We start from the raw sequence: 17,471 nt of genomic DNA, 5'->3' as shown, positions 1-17,471 counted from the left end.
ACCCCGAGAAAAACAGAAATAAAAAACGTCTGGCAGGTTTCCTGACTTACCTCATTAGAAAACGACCTTCCCGTCTCTTGCGGACAGTGGTATGAGAAATGCTTCCTAATTATTGAAGGCTTACAGTAGCGGGCACTGCTCCGGATTCACACCGGATTCCCTCTTTATGACTAAACCGGATGGTTTCACGTCATCACCAAAACGGGGGCAAAAGTATAAATTATTTTATTATATAAAAAATATATTCCGGCTTATGTTCCTTGAAAAACATTACAAACAGAATCTCATAACACATTCTTATTATACCAAAAGGGAATAAAAAATTCAAATCCCTATTGTAAAGTTTTCTTAAAAATTTTACAACACGCTATAAACAAGACTATTAACATTATTTAATTAGCAAAAAGTTTTCCAAAAAGAAAATCATATAGAGTTATGAGATACCTTTGCACACGTAATTAATCACAAATTAATCGACTTCATGATACAGACAGTTGTTAAACGGGACGGGCGTATCGTTGGTTTCAACGAAGAGAAAATAGTGACTGCTATCCGTAAAGCTATGTTGCATACAGATAAAGGAGAAGATATGCAACTGATTCGTCAGATTACAGACCATATCTCATTCAAGGGAGAATCTCAAATGACCGTAGAGGCTATCCAGGATGCCGTAGAATTGGAACTGATGAATAGTAGCCGGAAGGATGTAGCGCAAAAATACATCGCTTACCGAAATCAGCGAAGTATAGCTCGTAAAGCGAAAACACGGGATATGTTCTTGGAAATTATCAATATAAAATCCAATGATATCACTCGCGAGAACGCAAATATGAACGCCGATACACCTGCCGGAATGATGATGAAATTCTCCAGCGAGACCACCAAGCCGTTTGTCGATGATTATTTATTGAGCGAGGAGGTCAAGGAAGCTGTATCCAACAACTATCTCCATATTCATGATAAAGATTATTATCCGACTAAAAGCTTGACATGCGTACAACACCCGTTGGATCGCATACTGAAATACGGTTTTTCCGCAGGTCATGGCGAATCTCGTCCGGCCAAACGAATCGAAACCGCAAGCATCCTTGGCTGTATCTCCTTGGAAACCGCGCAGAACGAGATGCATGGCGGACAGGCAATACCTGCGTTCGACTTCTATTTAGCTCCTTACGTACGTAATAGTTTTATCGAGGAAATCAAGACCCTAGAGGATTTATACGGACAAGATTTCTCGCACTTATACAATAAGCCGATCGATGATTACCTAACACAAACATTAGACGGACTAAGTGGTGACAAACGCATCATACAGCATGCCGTCAACCGTACGGTAAGCCGTGTGCATCAATCCATGGAGGCCTTTATCCATAATATGAATACGATTCATTCCCGCGGGGGCAATCAAGTGGTATTCAGCTCTATCAATTATGGTACCGATACCTCGGCAGAAGGCCGTTGCATTATCCGGGAGTTACTAAAAAGTACCTATAGAGGTGTTGGTAACGGTGAGACAGCCATCTTCCCGATCCAGATATGGAAAAAGAAACGGGGCGTAAGCTATCTGCCGGAAGACCGTAATTACGATCTCTATCAATTAGCCTGCAAGGTTACCGCCCGTCGCTTCTTCCCGAATTTCTTGAATCTCGACGCTACTTTCAACCAAAGCGAAGACTGGAAAGCAGACGATCCTCTGCGCTATGTCCATGAGGTAGCGACCATGGGATGCCGTACTCGTGTATTTGAGAATCGTTTCGGACCGAAAACTTCTATCGGACGCGGTAACATCTCTTTCTCAACTATTAATATCGTACGGTTGGCCATCGAGTGTATGCAGATAGCGAATAAGGAAGAACGCATTGCCTTATTTTTCGCAAAGCTGGATCATATGCTGGAACTTACGGCCCGTCAGTTGCATGAGCGTATGGAGTTCCAGAAAACAGCTTACGCAAAACAATTTCCGTTACTAATGTCTTCCCTGTGGCTTGGGGCAGAGAAGTTGAGGCCCAACGACTCAATTGCCTCTGTCATCAACCAGGGTACTCTGGGTATCGGTTTTATCGGATTGGCTGAATGTTTGGTAGCCCTTACCGGCAAGCATCATGGCGAAGACGAGGATTCGCAAGCCTTAGGTATAAGGATCGTTACATATATCCGGGATCGAGCCAATCAATTCTCGGAGCAATACCAACACAATTACAGTGTATTGGCAACTCCGGCAGAAGGATTGTCCGGTAAATTCACGGGGAAAGATCGTAAGAAATTCGGATCGCTTCCGGGTATCACAGACCGGGATTATTATACAAACTCCAATCACGTTCCGGTATATTATAAATGCAGCGCCCGCCATAAAGCGGAGATAGAAGCTCCTTATCATGACTTGACTCGCGGTGGACATATCTTCTACGTTGAGATAGACGGCGACGCTACACATAATCCTGAAGCGATCATGCGTGTCGTGGACATGATGGATAAATACAACATCGGATATGGTTCCGTGAACCATAACCGTAACCGTTGCTTGGATTGTGGCTACGAAAACTCCACTCCTAACCTAGAAACCTGCCCGAAATGTGGCAGCAAGCATTTAGATAAGTTACAACGTATTACCGGCTATCTGGTAGGAACCACCGATCGCTGGAACAACGCCAAACTATCTGAGTTGAACGATCGTGTCACCCATAACTAACTGTCAATTGTCAACTATCAACCAATTATGTTGTCGATTATAGATATCATCGAAGATACTACCGTAGACGGTCCGGGATTCCGGACCGCCATTTACGCCGCAGGTTGCCCGAACAAATGCCCGGGTTGCCATAATCCTGAATCATGGGACATCAACAAAGGCAAGAAAGTAGCAACGGAAGAAATCGTGGAGAGAGTGTTGGCCGACGAATTCGCCAACGTTACCTTCAGCGGTGGAGATCCTATGTTCCAGCCGGAAGGTTTCACCGAGGTCGCTAAAGCCATCAAGGAAAAAAGTCAGAAAACGATCTGGTGCTATACGGGATATAAATTCGAGGACTTGATAAAAAATCCGGCACAAGCCGCCCTATTATCCTATATAGACGTATTAGTGGACGGCCGCTACAAACAAGCCCTCCGGGATGAGAGCCTGTTATTTCGCGGGAGTAGTAATCAACGTCTGATCGACGTACAAGCCTCATTGCGGAAAAAAGAGGTGGTAAAATATAAGTATAATCCTTTTATTTAGAGCTAGTCACTGGCCATAGCAGTCAAAGAATGGCGAGAATACCCTATTTAGTTTTATCCCTAGGCAGAGAATGATTTCAGAAGATAAATAAAAATTGACATAAAAAATCCATACCTTTGCCCCCTGAATCGACTCCGCATACTCATTCCGAGATGTGGATAAACGGGAAATCCGGTAAGAATCCGGAGAAGAATCCCGCCATAATAAAATCCCTTGAATATTCTAATACTATTTTCACCACAGGCCTGGTGAACTAGGAATATATTATACCCTTTTCTCGCAGGTTAGGATATAGAGACTATATAAGTATAAAAAAATGATGACAGACAAGGAAGTATTGTTATTACGGCGTAAATTGGATCTTTTGCTCCGTACAGGAAAATTGTTGATGGAAAGTGCCGCTGATACGAACCGTATTGAGCGTAACATGAAACGGGTAGCCGCCTTTATGGGTATTCCGGAGGAAAAGTTACACCTCGATATCCGTTGGACCATGATCATGGTAAACGTGAGCGATGAGCGAAACTCATTTTCCAAATTCCAAAAGTGCGAGAAACATGGCATTAACATGACAACGATCTCACAAATCAGCGAGCTTTCATGGCGGGCGATCGAGCAAGATTATTCCTTGGACAAGTACGAGGAAGAGCTAGATAAGATCGCTTGCCAACCCAGGAACTATACCCCTTACATCGTAGCGATCGGAGCCGGATTCGCTTGTGGTGGTTTCTGCAAGTTGTTTGGAGGAGACTGGATCGCTTTCTTACTCACCTCTATCTGTGCCTTTATCGGTTTCAGGGTACGTGCCCGTTGTTTGGAAGCTGGTCTCAACGCCTATATGGGAATTGCTCTTGCCGCTTTTATTTGCACGTGCCTAGCGTATGCCTCATCTTTCCTGGGAATATCCGATACTCCGTACCTGCCGTTACTGGCTTGCGCCTTATTCATCGTACCGGGTGTACCTTTAATTAATTTTGTAGACGATATGATCGATAACCATCTGCTGGTCGGTATTACCCGCGCGACGAACACGGTAATGATAGTGGCGGCGATGACCTTCGGTATAGCATTCGCCTTACGCCTGCTTGTCATGAATGACGTATCAATCGACCATAAGTTCAGCGAATTAAGCATGGTTCCACATGATCCGTATTATGTGTATGCGATAGCTGCCGCCATTTCAGCCATCGGCTTCTCGATGATATTCAATATCCAGCGCCGTTTATTATGGGTAGTCGCTTTAGGTGGTATTATCGCCGTATGTATCCGGAACTTCGTGAACTTCGAGTTGGGTTATGGCCCCGTGATCGGCTCGTTTATGGGAAGTTTCGTGGTCAGCCTGATCGCCGTGAAAGCGGTTCATTGGTTTCATGTACCAAACCATGTATTAACGATTCCCTCTGTTATCCCGATGATTCCGGGTGTATTGATGTATCGCTCGCTATTAGGCTTTATCAACCTCCACGGTGTGATCGGCGAAGTTACAAACGCTTTTTCCAACGGTATCAATTCCGCCCTTATCATCCTCTGTATCTCTTTAGGCGTAGCCGTCCCCAATATTTTCGCCCGTCGCTATATCGCCAAAGACCGCCAACGTTATTTGCAAGAAGAGTTGGAGAAACGCAGGCAAAGAGGTAAGTTCATCGAATGGTAACAGACTTTTGATCATTCGTGGGTATTCTCGCCTCCAAAATACATATTTGTAGGTATTGCCAGGACTGATAAGATATCGGATATTTGCCTTCGTTAAAACTATAAAAACTAATAGAAATGAAGACTATAGGAATATTCTACGGATCGTCTACAGGAACGACGGAAGGGATCGCAAAACGTATCGCGGAAAAATTAGGTGTGGAAGATAAAGACATTCACGACGTATCTAGCGCCTCCCCTACCGATGTAACACCTTACGAGGTATTGCTATTGGGTTGTTCCACTTGGGGTGCCGGAGATTTGCAAGATGATTGGGATAGTTATCTCGGAAAACTGAAAGATGTAGATTTAAACGGAAAAATCGTCGCGTTATTCGGTTGTGGAGACTCAGCCTCTTTTAGTGACACATTCTGCGACGCAATCGGCACGATCTATTCCGGTCTGCAAAATACAGGATGCAAATTCGTTGGCGCGGTAGATGCCTCTGGATATTCTTTCGACAGTTCCACTGCTTGTGTAGACGGAACGTTCGTAGGTCTTCCTTTGGATGAGATGAATGAGGATGACCAAACAGAAGGACGGATCGATCAATGGCTGGCATCCATAAAGAAAGAAGGAGTTGAATAAGCTTTTACATAACTGTTTTTATGTCTTAATATTGTAACGTTTACGTATTCAACTAAATTTGGTTTAGATTTATGAAGAGGTATGTTTGGCTTGCATACCTCTTTTTCTTTTTTACCTGAAATAAACCTTGAATCTAACTCCGGTTATTTTAGTTTCCTGATCTTTTTCTTTATCCAAAAATAATAACCGGTTATCACGAAGACAGCTCCCAACAAAGATACCAAGCAGGTTAATACACGAGTAGTCATTCCTCCCCACGAGCCTATATGCACGGAATAAATCCATCCTCTTATTTTTCCAGACTTCGGAAGATCGCTATACAGTTGGGTTTCCAGAATCTCACCCGTAGCAGGATCGAAAGAGTAACGATCGCTTCCTCTTGTATTTCCGTAGTTGGCCGTAGAAACCGTGGCAGAGCCATCCTGGATCGTAATCGACTTAAAATCCGGATAATGGTTTTCCAAAGTAGACAATACCTTCGCCCATTGCGCGTAATCCGTTTTTTTCTTCTCCGTTTTTCTTTTTTCCGCATCTTTCGGTGCAGGGGAAGCCGGAGCATGACGTGCCTGGGGCTGGTTCGTGCTAACACCGAAGACATTATAAAAGGCATTCCTGTACCAACCGAACGACCATGTCAACCCGGTCAACGCTAAGACAAGCAGAAGCAAAGCCGCATAGAATCCTCCCGATACATGCAAATCATAGAAAAAGCGGAACCAACCCGCCCTCGTCTTCACCTTCAACCGGTTTCTCAATGCCTTTTTAGAGCGGGGATACCAAATAACGATTCCGCTAACAATAATAATCGCCAAGGCTAAAGTCGCATAGCCGACAACCGATTTTCCCCAAGAAAAGCTCCCATCCCGCTTATACTCGTCAAGCAACCAACGATGAAGGCGCATTACCTTCAAGAAAAAGCCTTGCCCGTCATCCATCCCGGTCACCTCCCCGGTATAAGGGTCGATGAAACCAGCCGCTTTTTTCCCCGGCAATACGAGTTGATACGTCCTCCCGGGATCAGACGATACCCGGATTCCTTTTATTTGGACCGATTCGGGCAACTGCCGGCGAGCCGATTCTATCAGGGTAGCAGGCGAAAGGGGTTCACCTTTTACTTCCTTTACAAAATAACGTGAAGGATAGCACAACTCCAATATCTCTGTCTCAAAGACAAGAATCGATCCGGTCAGGCAGATAATCGCTATAATAATGCCAAAAGGTATCGATAACCATAAATGTACTTTCGCAAAGAATTTTTTCATTTTCCGAATAATTGTTTAATCCCGTCATATATACCCGGAATCGCTACCGTTCCGTGATTCTCGTCGGGAAATGATTTACTAAAGAAACGCAGGTTCTCTGCCTGTGGCAAAACCTCCGAAAGAAAACAACTCACTTTGTCAAGATGAATATCTACCCGGTCTGTCCTTTTCTTGGAGGCGACACCGACATACAGGCTTTTCCCTTTGAAATCACGGCCCTCGATCCATCTTTTCGCCTCCCGGACCAGCCGTCCCTGATCCCACCATAAACTCGGATCAACCGCAAGGTAGGTATCGAATAACTCCGTATGACGAAGAAACGTATCCAAGGTGAAAAGCCCCGCGTACGAATGGCCGATAAGCATATTCCATCCGCTCGTACGATAAGTACTGTCGATAACAGCCCGAAGCTCTTCCGTAAGGAACTTACAAAAAGCCTCGCTTCCTCCTCCCTGCGGAACCGCTCCTACGGCAATCTTTCCATCCCTTCCCGCGGCGGAGGCAGTAGGAGTAAAATCCCGTGTCCGATCCGTATTCAACACCCCTACGATAATACAGGGAGATAGATATTTACCTTTACCGGATGCCAATGTTTTCCTTATGCCTACCAGCGAATGAAAAAAAGAATCCCCATCCAGCAAATAAACAACCGGATAACGCCGTATCGTATCCGCGTCATAAAGTTCCGGCAAATGTATCCAATAACTCCGCTCTTCCTGTAACGTAGCGGAATACAGGCTCCGTTCCTTCCCTATACAAATATCCTCCTGGCTCCGCAAAGTCAGCGGAAGCAGGAGGAATATTAAAAGAATGTGAGTCCGACTCATGCTTAATTATTACTCTTGAGCGGCAGTCAACTTACCTACACCACTGATTTGCTCGGATTCAACCGTAATACCCTTGGTAGCGGTAGCCGTTTTCGGATCGATACGGTAAATAGCCGGTTGGCTTCCGTCTGTAGTTGTCACAGGCATATAGGCGATACCATCCTCAGAGTACGGAGTATTTCCAAAGCCTGAGACAATATCAGCGGAAGGCATACCTGTCACGTAAGTAAGGCTCTTGTCCTCTCCTTTATAAATAGCCAATTCTTTTGCGGCGAAACCTTTCTCTGTCAAAGGTCTGTCATACATCAACAGCAAGAAGTAATCCTCCGTTATATGCCAACAGCGCAAGAAGGCCTTACCTCCTGTCTGGGCCTCCAAGTTACAATAATAATCCGGGTCAAACTCTTCCGCGTCAGCCTTGATACGGACTACACCGGCCGGCAACGTGGTTTTCTGCACTTCTGCCGTCATGGTTTTAGAGTAGCTAGGAGAGAACACATAAATATCGCCGTTGTCAGCCGCCCAAATTGTCTGGTAATATTGAGACCTATTACGTCCACAAGCATAACTGATCTTATCCGTCTTTATCAATTTCGGGTTCTCGAATTTCTCGTCCGCATAAATAGCGATCCAAGCCTCGTTTGGATACTGCGTCCATTGCAACTCCCCTTTTTCATAAGCGCCACTGCCGCTTCCTCCAGACTCTGTCTTTACCAATTCCGGATATTTAACGTATTTACCTCCCTCAGCCTTCACGCCGTATTTGCTCAATCCCATCGGAATGGCAGCGGAATAGATCTGCCCGTTCGCTTGGAGAATACCCGCTAGCGTAACAAACTCGCCATTCCCCAGATAATTCTCAGACAAGATCGAATTGGTATTTGTCGTAAACGTCTCCTTCGCTACATCCAGGTAAGAAAGCAGGAAACCTTTAGGCAAATAGCCGTTCTCATCCGCGTATTCCTCGCCCAGATCTCCGGTAGAAGACGTAATGATGTAATCCCCGTAAATACCGTAAGAAGTAAATCGCTTGATCTCGTAAGTATTATCACGCTCTTTAACTTTACCCTCCGAATTCAACACATATGAAGATGTCACGCCTGCATTTCCCTGATTATAGACCAAACGGTATAAATATTGATCTTTATAAAAGATCCATTGCGTACCGCTCTCGGTAGTCAATCCGTTGTTCTTCGCGGAGACAGAGCCTTCACCCAACGTGTCTGCCGTCAGCAAGTAATTAGCATCGTCTACAGAAGCGGCGATCACATAGCTAGAGACAGCCTCGGTCGTTGTCGAGCCGCCGCCAGTACCGTTATCATTCCCATCGCCTCCGTTATCTGGAGTGGGATCATCTTCGCTACAAGAAGTAAATACACCTCCCATCAATAGGGCAGCGACAAGACCTGTCATTAAAAAATTCTTTTTCATGTTGTTTAAATGTATTATGTTTTGAATTAATTATTGATAAATAAAAGATAGTCGTATAAATTAATTTCCGAAATAAACTCTCACCTTTCCGTAGAAAGCCCTACCAGCCTTCTGCAAACTGAAGTTGTCGTATAATTTCTCATTCGTGAAATTCCTGCACTCGAAAGAAATATTGTAGCGTCCGTTCCGTATCCCATAGGAAAACGTCAGGTTATGCGAGAATTGGGTCGGCACCACGAACTCAGATTCACTGCCTACCGCCTCCGAGTACAACGGGAAACTATGCATATATAAATTATCGTAAGTGACACTGAGCGTATTCCCCTTCTTCCACAAGTCGCGCCAATAAAACGTCACGTCCGAGTTGGCGAACTGATAAGGTAGATTCGGCATACGTGCGCCATACGTCAAGCTCTCTTGGTTCGTCCCGCTAGTAACCGTCTTCACGTTATCCCGCACGTTCATTTGCGTAAAGTTACCACCTACGCTTACCCAGTCCGCGAAACCATAACGAACCGAGACATTATACCCCTTGGTCTCTACCCGTCCATGGTTCACATAGGTAGCGCCATATTTACCACCACTTAAATCCGATATATTCCGTTGGATATAATCTTTCGTATTCCGGTAGACCAAACCACCTTCCACGTATACGGAATGTCTCCCGAACGTCTCGTTATAGCTTAAATTCAAATTCACGTTATCGCTGTTCTCCGGCCTCAAGGAGATATCTCCGGTCTCAAGGTCTTCGTCACCGAACATTTCCTCGTTGGTCGGCAGGCGATAGGCCTTCTCGTAAGACAACTTCGCTTGCAGGCTTTTCAAGATAAAATAAGTTCCCGCCGCTCCATATCCCATGGCGCTCACCGAATTGGTAGTACGTATATAGTCGTCTTGAGCCGTGGATGTAGCGACCGGACCGGCGATAAACTGGTTGTAATATTTACCGAACACAGACACATTCCAATGCTCTGTCGGCATCAAGCGATATGAAAGGCCACTGATATTTTTACGGGTTTCTTTCGGAATCGCGTTCGCTTCCGAGTCTTCATTCAAAAGAGACTTATTCGAGCGGCGAAATGCGTTGACCACATGGTTAAACGTGAATGTATGTGCTTTTCCTATACGATAATTGGCCGTCAAAGTCCCGTTCCAGTTATTATTATCCGAGCGGGTATTCTGGTAAGATTGCTCTCCGGGCATCCGGAGTTTACGCATATCACCACGCCAGTTATACTCATAAGAAGAGGTATCCACGTTATTGGTCATATTCTTATTATAGTTTGCCGTCAATACCACGTCCAAGCCTTTGACGAAGAGATCCCGCTTACGGTAATCCAACGATGGCATGACAGAGTATCCCTTACGGTACTTACCGCCAAATACCACTTCCTGCCGCACACCGGTCTGTATATCCTTATACATATGCGAATAGGTAAAACCAAGCATTAAACGATCTGCCCATTTTTTATCCACGACACCGATTTTACCGATAACGGCCTCGTTGTGATACGTATCGTGGAAACGTTTCACATGCTCGATTTTTTTCTTATTGATCGCCCCGGTCGTAAAGTCTTTCACCGGAGTATCCACATAATAATTATTATCCGAATAATTCTGGAATACGTTGATCTCATACGTAAACCCGTTCTGGAAAGTCTGTCCGAAGTTCACGTAAGATTTATGCGTATTGAAGGAACCATACGAATAAGAAGCGTCCAAGAACCATCTTTTCTGGTTTTTCTTGGTAACGATATTGATAACTCCCCCGATAGCGTCTGTTCCGAAGCCCACCGGAACCACTCCTTTATAAACCTCTATACGCTCGGCATAATTCACCGGGATATTATTCAGGCCAAAAGAACTGCCTACCCCTTCTTGCGGAACCCCGTCTATAAAGATCTTGATATGCTTGCCACTAAAGCCATCCATCATCAACTGCATATCCGAACCGACTCCCCCGGATTCCCGGATCTTCATTCCGGGCGCTTGAGCCAAAGCCTCGCTTAAGTTCTGGGTCGAGTTTTGCAAGGCTTTCGTATCGAGAGCCACCGCGTTAAACGCCGAACGCTTAAGGCGGGTCACACCATTGGAAACCACCACCACCTCGTCTAACTCCTCAACCTGAGGACTGATTACCACGTTCATTTTTGTCCGTTCCCCCCGTACCAATCTTACAGGTTTCTCCACGGTTTTATAGCCGACAGCCGATACTACCAACGTATATTCTCCCGCAGGAGCCTGGAGATGATAGATACCTTCCTCATTAGTAGTTCCCCCATAATTCGTGCCTTTCAAATAAACGGTCGCGAAATCCACGGTCGTTTTTTCCGTAGACAAAACTTTGCCCGATATCATTGTCTTATGTTGAGAAAAAACGGAGAAGGAAATAAGTAACATCAAAAAGGAGAGGAAAAGACCTCTGATTTTTTTCATCATCATTTAATTTATTATGTTATTTAAAGCACTGCAAAGTTACGACAGTAGATCCCCCCTCCACAATACCTAAAAAGGAGTAAAATCTCTTCGCGAATCTTCGGTATAGCTATACGAAACAATCACCTCTTTCAGGTAATCGGAGCGATAGGTGATACGGGGATGTCTACAAAATTGAGTTATGTCAATTTTTAAATCTATTTAAACCCAGTCACAAGTTTTTGACATACATTTTCTTAACAAACTCCAAAAAGGTTAACTATATTTGCGAGATACAGATGTTTAATTTTAATTCTTTATCACCATGACAGACAGAAGAACATTTTTGAGAAACATTTCCTTACTTACTTTAGGGGGCATCGCCAGCCAAAAAGTAATGTCCTCAAATCCCACCAGATCCATCCCCGTCACGGACGCGGTATCCTCGGCAACCGCCAAGAAAAAAATAGGATTGCAAACCTATTCTCTCGGACAAGAGTTACTACAAGATATGCCTAACGGATTGAACCGGTTGGCAAAAGCAGGGTACACCGATTTAGAGATTTTCGGATACAGGGAAGACACCGGTAAATTCGGCGATTATAATCCTAAAAACACGACATTCATCGCCTCCAAGGATTATAAGAAAATGGTAGACGATGCCGGTTTAAGAATCAGCAGCTCCCACCTTACCCCTTCCGTTCGCGAGTATACGAAAGAAAACATGCCTAAATTCGATGAGTTCTGGAAAAAGGCGACCGATATCCATGCGGAGTTAGGCGTTAGCTGCATGGTGCAACCCAGCTTACCCCGTATCGAGAACGAGGACGACGCAAAAATCGTATCGGAGATCTTTAACCGGGCCGGAGAGATCACCCAAAAAGCAGGGATCAAATGGGGCTACCATAATCACAGCAATGAATTTAAACGGGTATTGAAAGCCGGCGAGAAACCGGAAGAGAAACCCAATCCTTGGGCTCCCCCAAAAGGAACATATATCGAAGAGTTATTCCTGAAAAATACCGACCCGGATAAGGTTATGTTCGAGTTGGATGTATATTGGGCCGTTATGGGACAACAAGATCCCGTGGAATGGATGACAAATTATCCGGATCGTTTCAAATTATTACATATCAAGGATCGCTGGATCATCGGTGATTCCGGTATGATGAATTTCCCGAATATATTCAAGAAAGCTTACGAGATCGGTATTATCGGTTATTACGTAGAATTGGAAGGAGACAAGAAAGGCCGGACCCAATTCGAGGGTGTAGAAAAGAGTGCCGCTTATTTGCAAGCCGCCTCGTTCGTTAAATAAAACATCACGGTTTATCTCATAAAAAAGACAGTGTTTCCGCAGAGTGATCATACTCCTGGAAACACTGTCTTTTTGTTTATATTTTACCTTCAAAAAAACACGTACATCTTTTTCGAGAAACACGTACATGTCTTCCCAAAAACATGTACATGTTTTTTAAGAAAGATATTCCCCTGTCAAAAACTCATTTTCACCCCAGCGAAATAACTTCTCGGGCTAGCCGGACCGTAGATATAAGAGGAATCCCGGTTCTTCCCTTGGTCAAAGTCTGATTGGTAAGCGTTGAACAGATTCTGTACGCCCCCATTTACTTCCAGTTTCAATTCCTTATAAAGCGGGAATTCATATGCCAGCTTGATATTCATATCGAAGAAATCCGGAGTCTCCACCGCCTTATCAAAGGGTATATAACCCGCCAAGTGCTGTACCAACATACTTCCTGTATAAGTACCCGAAAGGGAAGCCGTGAAACGTTTGACGGGCGTAAGGGTAGCTGTAAAATAGCCATAGATATCCGGAGTACGGAACATCCTTGTCTCGGCCGGAACATTCTCGTCATTACTCCATTTCTCGGCCTCTTTATAACGGCTTCGTTGGAATGTAGCGCCCGCTTGCAAGGATAGCCACGAGGTTAACACCGATTTCCCCTCCAAGGTCAATCCCATCACCTTCGCCCCAGAACCGTTACGGCGTTCCTTTATCAGATTACCTTGCTCATCTTTCCCGATATCTTCCAAGACAAATACATCGCTCAAGTTGGTGTAAAAACCTTCCACCAGGAAATTCAACTGAATACCATTCTTAAAACGATGGTAAAAATCTACCGAAGCGCTCAAGCTCCGCGATTTCTCCTCAGACAAATCCTCCGCACGCTGGAGCATCGAGACTTCGCCTCCGACCGCCGAGATATGCATATCCTCATCGAAGGCTTGCGGGGCACGAAAGCCGCTGGAATAACTAGCCCGAATATTGATGTCTTCTGTCGGGTTAAAACGGATATTCGCACGAGGACTGAATATCACATGATCTACCATATTGTGTTTGTCCAAACGACCGCCGATCAAGAAACTCCATCGCTTATTTTTCCATTCATTCTGTAAAAAAGCGCTCTCGACATGTACCTTCTGGTTCGTAAAGCGATTATATCCGATCATCTCATCCTTCAAATGATCAAAGCTATATTCCAATCCCGCCGTCAGATCCGAAGGCATAAACAAGAACTTATCAAAGCTATAAGCGTATTGCGTACCAGCCATAACCGTCAGGTCTGTGGTCTTGCCGTAAGCGTTCGGGTCTTGGTTCGTCCCGTAATAACTATCCCGGGCCGTATTCTGGGCTGATGTGAAAATGCTCCATTTATGTTTGTAATCCTTGGAGAAAAGATCAAACTTCAAGCCACCTCCATCGATCGAATGTTCCAACTGTTCGGCGATATCCGCTTCATGAGGCGGACGGTCCAAGTTATTTCCTCCCCTGCGGTATTCATTCATATGATGATACTCGAACGTCAACTTACTATAAGTACTCGTTTTCAAATACGAACGGAAACCAACTGTTTGATTTTCCAACTTAGGCAATTCGGTGAATCCATCCCCGTCATAGTCAAAGTCGGAACGATGACGGTTCTGGCCGAAAAGATATAAGCCGGCCTTCCCGTTTTCCGATACCAAAGAAGCATTCAAGGTCGTATTATTATCGAACGTGGAAGTACCGCCGATCGAGGTCAGCGTATGCGTCAATTCCCCCGAGTTTCTCAAAGGCTCTTTCGTGATGATATTTATTGTCCCGGCGATAGCAGACGAACCGAATAACGCTGATCCGCCTCCCCGCATCACCTCTACCCGCTCGATCATATTCGCCGGTATTTGCTCTAATCCATATACACCGGATAAAGCGCTGAATATCGGGCGCGAATCGATCAATATCTGGGTATAAGGTCCGTCTAATCCATTGATCCGGACTTGCTGGAAACCGCAATTCTGGCAATTAGTCTCCACACGTACCCCCGGTTGGAAGTTAAGGCCCTGCGCCAAATTCACCGCATTTGTCGTAGTAAAGGCCTTCGCGTCCAAGACATTCACCAAAGTCGGCGCCAACCGCCGGGAAGTCTCCGCACGGTTCGCCGATACCACCACGCCATCCAAAGCGATCTGGTCCTCTTCCATTTCCACGTTAATCTCCAAGGTCTTCCCTTTCTTCAAGGTCACCTCTTTAGAGATCGCTTTATATCCAAGCGCTTTATATTCTAGCGTAAATTTACCTTCAGGCAGATTCTTCAGGAAATAATGTCCCGAGTTGTCGGTGGTAGTACCTATCGTAGTACCCTTTACCAACACGTTGATAAAAGGAAGGTGCTCCCCCGTGTTCTTATCCAACACATGGCCAAAAATATTTGCGTCCGAGTCGTTCAGACAGTCCTCTCCCGTGGCCTGAGCTACCGTTAGGGCACAGCACAGGCATAGTATAAAGATGAAAAATTTATTCATTTTAATTTATTCTGATAAGTAATACAATGTTATTTATCCCAAAGGACAAGCATAACCCAGTTGTAGAGACGCGGCGTGCCGCGTCTCATCCCCTCAAAATAGTAACTCAGAATACTATCAGACAGTGCTGAGACGCGGCACGCCGCGTCTCTACAACCGGATAAAATGATTAGCTTATTATGTATCAGAATACGGGAGGAGCCCGGAGCGTACGTTTCCCCCGGAAGGGAACGATATAGTCCGGATAAACCGGAGCGAAAGACAAACTACGGATAAAGGCATAAAAAGCGACCAACAGGATAGCGACAAAAGCCGTACCCGTTATTTGCAAGACAGATAATTGATGGAGCAACTGGAATTGGGCGTAACCATGCTCGTGGTCCGGACGGCCATCATCCGTTTTATGATAAGGGTGGGAATGGACGATTGTTACCCCGTTTATTATATGAACGTGGGTAAACGCGATAAGACATCCCAAATAGGCAATGAACAGCGTAGGGAGTAATATCCTCAGATATTTTCTTAATCCATCCATCTCTTTTTCTCTCAATCGCAAATATACGAATATTAACCGATAAAAGAGATACGCTGTTCAAGAATTACCTATTTGCAGGTACTCTCCTCAGCCAAGTACACCACGAACCCGGTCTTCAAAAGCAGAAAGGGCAGCCTTGGCTCCTTCTCCCATAGAAATGATGATTTGCTTGAACGGCACGGTAGAAACATCGCCCGCCGCATAAATACCCGGTACATTCGTCCGGCAATGCGTATCGATCACGATCTCACCGAGGCGGTTTGTCTCGACCACCTCTTTAAAAACACCGCTATTAGCGGCCAAGCCGATTTGAACAAAAATACCGTCCAAGTTTATGACACGCTCTTCCTTGGTCTTACGATCTTTTATACGGATACCGGTTACCTTCTCTCCGTTCCCGATCACCTCTGTCGTTTGCGAACTGACAAAAATCTCGACATTGGGTAAGCTCTTCGCTTTCTCCCGCAAGACTTGATCAGCCTTCAACTCATCCATAAACTCCAGAACGGTCACTTTCGAGCAGATTCCCGCCAAATCAATAGCCGCCTCGATACCGGAATTTCCTCCACCAACCACGGCAACTTGTTTTCCCTTATAAAACGGACCGTCGCAATGCGGACAAAAAGCCACCCCGTGCCCGATATACTCAGCCTCACCCGGTACATTCAATTTACGCCAACTCGCACCCGTAGCGACAATGACCGCCGGAGCCTTGAATACCTCGCCGCCCGCCGTAGATAAAACTTTCTCGTTCCCTTCTACCGCCAGCTTCTCTATCCGGCGATGCTCCAATAAATCTATCGCATATTGACGCATATGCAGACGCAGATTATCAGCCAATTGGCTTCCTGTTGTCTCCGGGACGGAAATCAGGTTCTCTATCGCAACCGTCTCCTTCACCTGCCCGCCGATACGCTCTGCCACGACAGCTACATTCAGGCCCTTCCGGGCAGAATAAATAGCGGCGGAAGCACCAGCCGGCCCACCGCCAACCACAACCACATCGTATCGCTTTTCCGTCTTCTCCGTCAAGTTCTCATCAATTCCATACTGAGCCTCCAGTTTCGATAATAACTCACCGAATTCCCCGCGCCCTACATGGATAAGTTTTCCATCCGCGAAAACAGAGGGTACTCCTTGTATCTTCAAGGCCTCAACTTCCGCCTGGTTGATAGCACCATCTACCATCTCATGATGGATACGAGGATTCAGGGTCGTCATGGCGTTTAACGCCTGTACCACATCCGGGCAGTTCGTACAGGTCAAAGAGACATAGGTTGTCAAATGTATCGGGCCGTTCAAGGCCTTGACACGGTTACAAATGCTCTCGTCCGGAAAATTCTTGCCTTTTCCGTCCGCATTCAAGATCGCCAGAAGCAAGGAAGTAAACTCATGTCCATTCGGTATTCCACGGAACTTAATCCCCGTTTTCTCCCCATTCTTTAATAAGATGAATTCCAACCCGTCCCCTTCTGATACTTGCATGGATATTTTATCCGAACAGGAGGTTACATCCCCTAATAAATCCAACAATTCCTGTCGGCTTTCATGCATAGAGGAAACAGATATATCCAAAGTATAATTTGCGCTTAACCCGGCAAAAATACCTTTTAATTGTTCTTTTAATGCTGATTCTAACACGATCTATAATCTCAATTTAAGAATTTAAAATTAAAATAGAGAATTGATAAATCCGTAAT

Annotated in this window: 12 protein-coding genes and 1 riboswitch; of the genes, 5 read left to right on the top strand and 7 right to left on the bottom strand. The window is 45.2% G+C overall.

Features of this window, described 5'->3' with window-relative positions; genetic code table 11:
• Positions 1-13: 13 nt before the first annotated feature.
• Positions 14-216, bottom strand: a riboswitch (cobalamin riboswitch).
• A gap of 265 nt (positions 217-481) precedes the next feature.
• The 4 genes from Q0110_RS07740 to fldA all read left to right on the top strand — a co-directional run bounded on the left by Q0110_RS07740 (position 482) and on the right by fldA (position 5,497).
• Positions 482-2,689: an anaerobic ribonucleoside triphosphate reductase gene (locus Q0110_RS07740; protein WP_297905296.1), complete on the top strand. Its 2,208-nt coding sequence runs from the start codon at positions 482-484 to the stop codon at positions 2,687-2,689.
• A gap of 27 nt (positions 2,690-2,716) precedes the next feature.
• Positions 2,717-3,217, top strand: a complete 501-nt coding sequence (gene nrdG, locus Q0110_RS07735) for an anaerobic ribonucleoside-triphosphate reductase activating protein (protein ID WP_297905294.1) — start codon at positions 2,717-2,719, stop codon at positions 3,215-3,217.
• 316 nt (positions 3,218-3,533) lie between these two features.
• On the top strand, positions 3,534-4,871 hold the full coding sequence (locus Q0110_RS07730) for a threonine/serine exporter family protein (protein ID WP_297905291.1): 1,338 nt from the start codon (positions 3,534-3,536) through the stop codon (positions 4,869-4,871).
• 116 nt (positions 4,872-4,987) lie between these two features.
• On the top strand, positions 4,988-5,497 hold the full coding sequence (gene fldA / locus Q0110_RS07725; RefSeq protein WP_297905288.1) for a flavodoxin FldA: 510 nt from the start codon (positions 4,988-4,990) through the stop codon (positions 5,495-5,497).
• 143 nt (positions 5,498-5,640) lie between these two features.
• Here fldA and Q0110_RS07720 read toward each other — a convergent pair whose 3' ends face one another.
• From Q0110_RS07720 to Q0110_RS07705, 4 genes are read right to left on the bottom strand one after another with little or no spacing between them, the layout of a single operon-like run.
• The gene (locus Q0110_RS07720) at positions 5,641-6,759 is read right to left on the bottom strand and encodes a PepSY-associated TM helix domain-containing protein (protein WP_297905285.1); all 1,119 of its coding nucleotides are present in this window, start codon (positions 6,757-6,759) and stop codon (positions 5,641-5,643) included.
• On the bottom strand, positions 6,756-7,586 hold the full coding sequence (locus Q0110_RS07715) for an alpha/beta hydrolase-fold protein (RefSeq protein ID WP_297905282.1): 831 nt from the start codon (positions 7,584-7,586) through the stop codon (positions 6,756-6,758). The genes Q0110_RS07720 and Q0110_RS07715 overlap by 4 nt, the downstream gene beginning before the upstream one ends.
• Positions 7,587-7,595: 9 nt before the next feature.
• Complete coding sequence (locus tag Q0110_RS07710; protein ID WP_297905280.1) at positions 7,596-9,017, bottom strand: DUF4374 domain-containing protein; 1,422 nt, start codon at positions 9,015-9,017, stop codon at positions 7,596-7,598.
• Between the two features lie 60 nt (positions 9,018-9,077).
• Positions 9,078-11,459: a TonB-dependent receptor gene (locus Q0110_RS07705; RefSeq protein WP_297905278.1), complete on the bottom strand. Its 2,382-nt coding sequence runs from the start codon at positions 11,457-11,459 to the stop codon at positions 9,078-9,080.
• Positions 11,460-11,757: 298 nt separating this feature from the next.
• On the opposite strand from Q0110_RS07705, the gene Q0110_RS07700 reads away from it, so the two are divergent.
• Positions 11,758-12,750, top strand: coding sequence for a sugar phosphate isomerase/epimerase (locus Q0110_RS07700; protein WP_297905276.1), 993 nt, complete (start codon positions 11,758-11,760; stop codon positions 12,748-12,750).
• 176 nt (positions 12,751-12,926) lie between these two features.
• Here Q0110_RS07700 and Q0110_RS07695 read toward each other — a convergent pair whose 3' ends face one another.
• From Q0110_RS07695 to ahpF, 3 genes are all read right to left on the bottom strand, one after another.
• Positions 12,927-15,236 carry a TonB-dependent receptor gene (locus Q0110_RS07695; RefSeq protein ID WP_297905274.1) on the bottom strand — a complete coding sequence of 770 codons (2,310 nt, stop codon included), beginning with the start codon at positions 15,234-15,236 and terminating at the stop codon, positions 12,927-12,929.
• Positions 15,237-15,420: 184 nt separating this feature from the next.
• On the bottom strand, positions 15,421-15,771 hold the full coding sequence (locus tag Q0110_RS07690) for a hypothetical protein (protein ID WP_297905271.1): 351 nt from the start codon (positions 15,769-15,771) through the stop codon (positions 15,421-15,423).
• 87 nt (positions 15,772-15,858) lie between these two features.
• Positions 15,859-17,412 carry an alkyl hydroperoxide reductase subunit F gene (gene ahpF, locus Q0110_RS07685; protein ID WP_297905268.1) on the bottom strand — a complete coding sequence of 518 codons (1,554 nt, stop codon included), beginning with the start codon at positions 17,410-17,412 and terminating at the stop codon, positions 15,859-15,861.
• Positions 17,413-17,471 lie beyond the last annotated feature (59 nt).

The sequence above is a fragment of the uncultured Parabacteroides sp. genome (assembly GCF_947855115.1).
Taxonomy (GTDB): domain Bacteria; phylum Bacteroidota; class Bacteroidia; order Bacteroidales; family Tannerellaceae; genus Parabacteroides.
The sequence above is the reverse complement of the archived record's forward strand: the minus strand, read 5'-3'. Positions and strand labels throughout refer to the sequence as shown.

Bases quoted from the DNA above. Each gene is read 5' to 3' on its own strand.
- Q0110_RS07740 (WP_297905296.1), top strand. From the start codon at position 482: ATGATACAGACAGTTGTTAAACGGGACGGGCGTATCGTTGGTTTCAAC.
- nrdG (WP_297905294.1), top strand. From the start codon at position 2,717: ATGTTGTCGATTATAGATATCATCGAAGATACTACCGTAGACGGTCCG.
- Q0110_RS07730 (WP_297905291.1), top strand. From the start codon at position 3,534: ATGATGACAGACAAGGAAGTATTGTTATTACGGCGTAAATTGGATCTT.
- fldA (WP_297905288.1), top strand. From the start codon at position 4,988: ATGAAGACTATAGGAATATTCTACGGATCGTCTACAGGAACGACGGAA.
- Q0110_RS07720 (WP_297905285.1), bottom strand. From the start codon at position 6,759: ATGAAAAAATTCTTTGCGAAAGTACATTTATGGTTATCGATACCTTTT.
- Q0110_RS07715 (WP_297905282.1), bottom strand. From the start codon at position 7,586: ATGAGTCGGACTCACATTCTTTTAATATTCCTCCTGCTTCCGCTGACT.
- Q0110_RS07710 (WP_297905280.1), bottom strand. From the start codon at position 9,017: ATGAAAAAGAATTTTTTAATGACAGGTCTTGTCGCTGCCCTATTGATG.
- Q0110_RS07705 (WP_297905278.1), bottom strand. From the start codon at position 11,459: ATGATGATGAAAAAAATCAGAGGTCTTTTCCTCTCCTTTTTGATGTTA.
- Q0110_RS07700 (WP_297905276.1), top strand. From the start codon at position 11,758: ATGACAGACAGAAGAACATTTTTGAGAAACATTTCCTTACTTACTTTA.
- Q0110_RS07695 (WP_297905274.1), bottom strand. From the start codon at position 15,236: ATGAATAAATTTTTCATCTTTATACTATGCCTGTGCTGTGCCCTAACG.
- Q0110_RS07690 (WP_297905271.1), bottom strand. From the start codon at position 15,771: ATGGATGGATTAAGAAAATATCTGAGGATATTACTCCCTACGCTGTTC.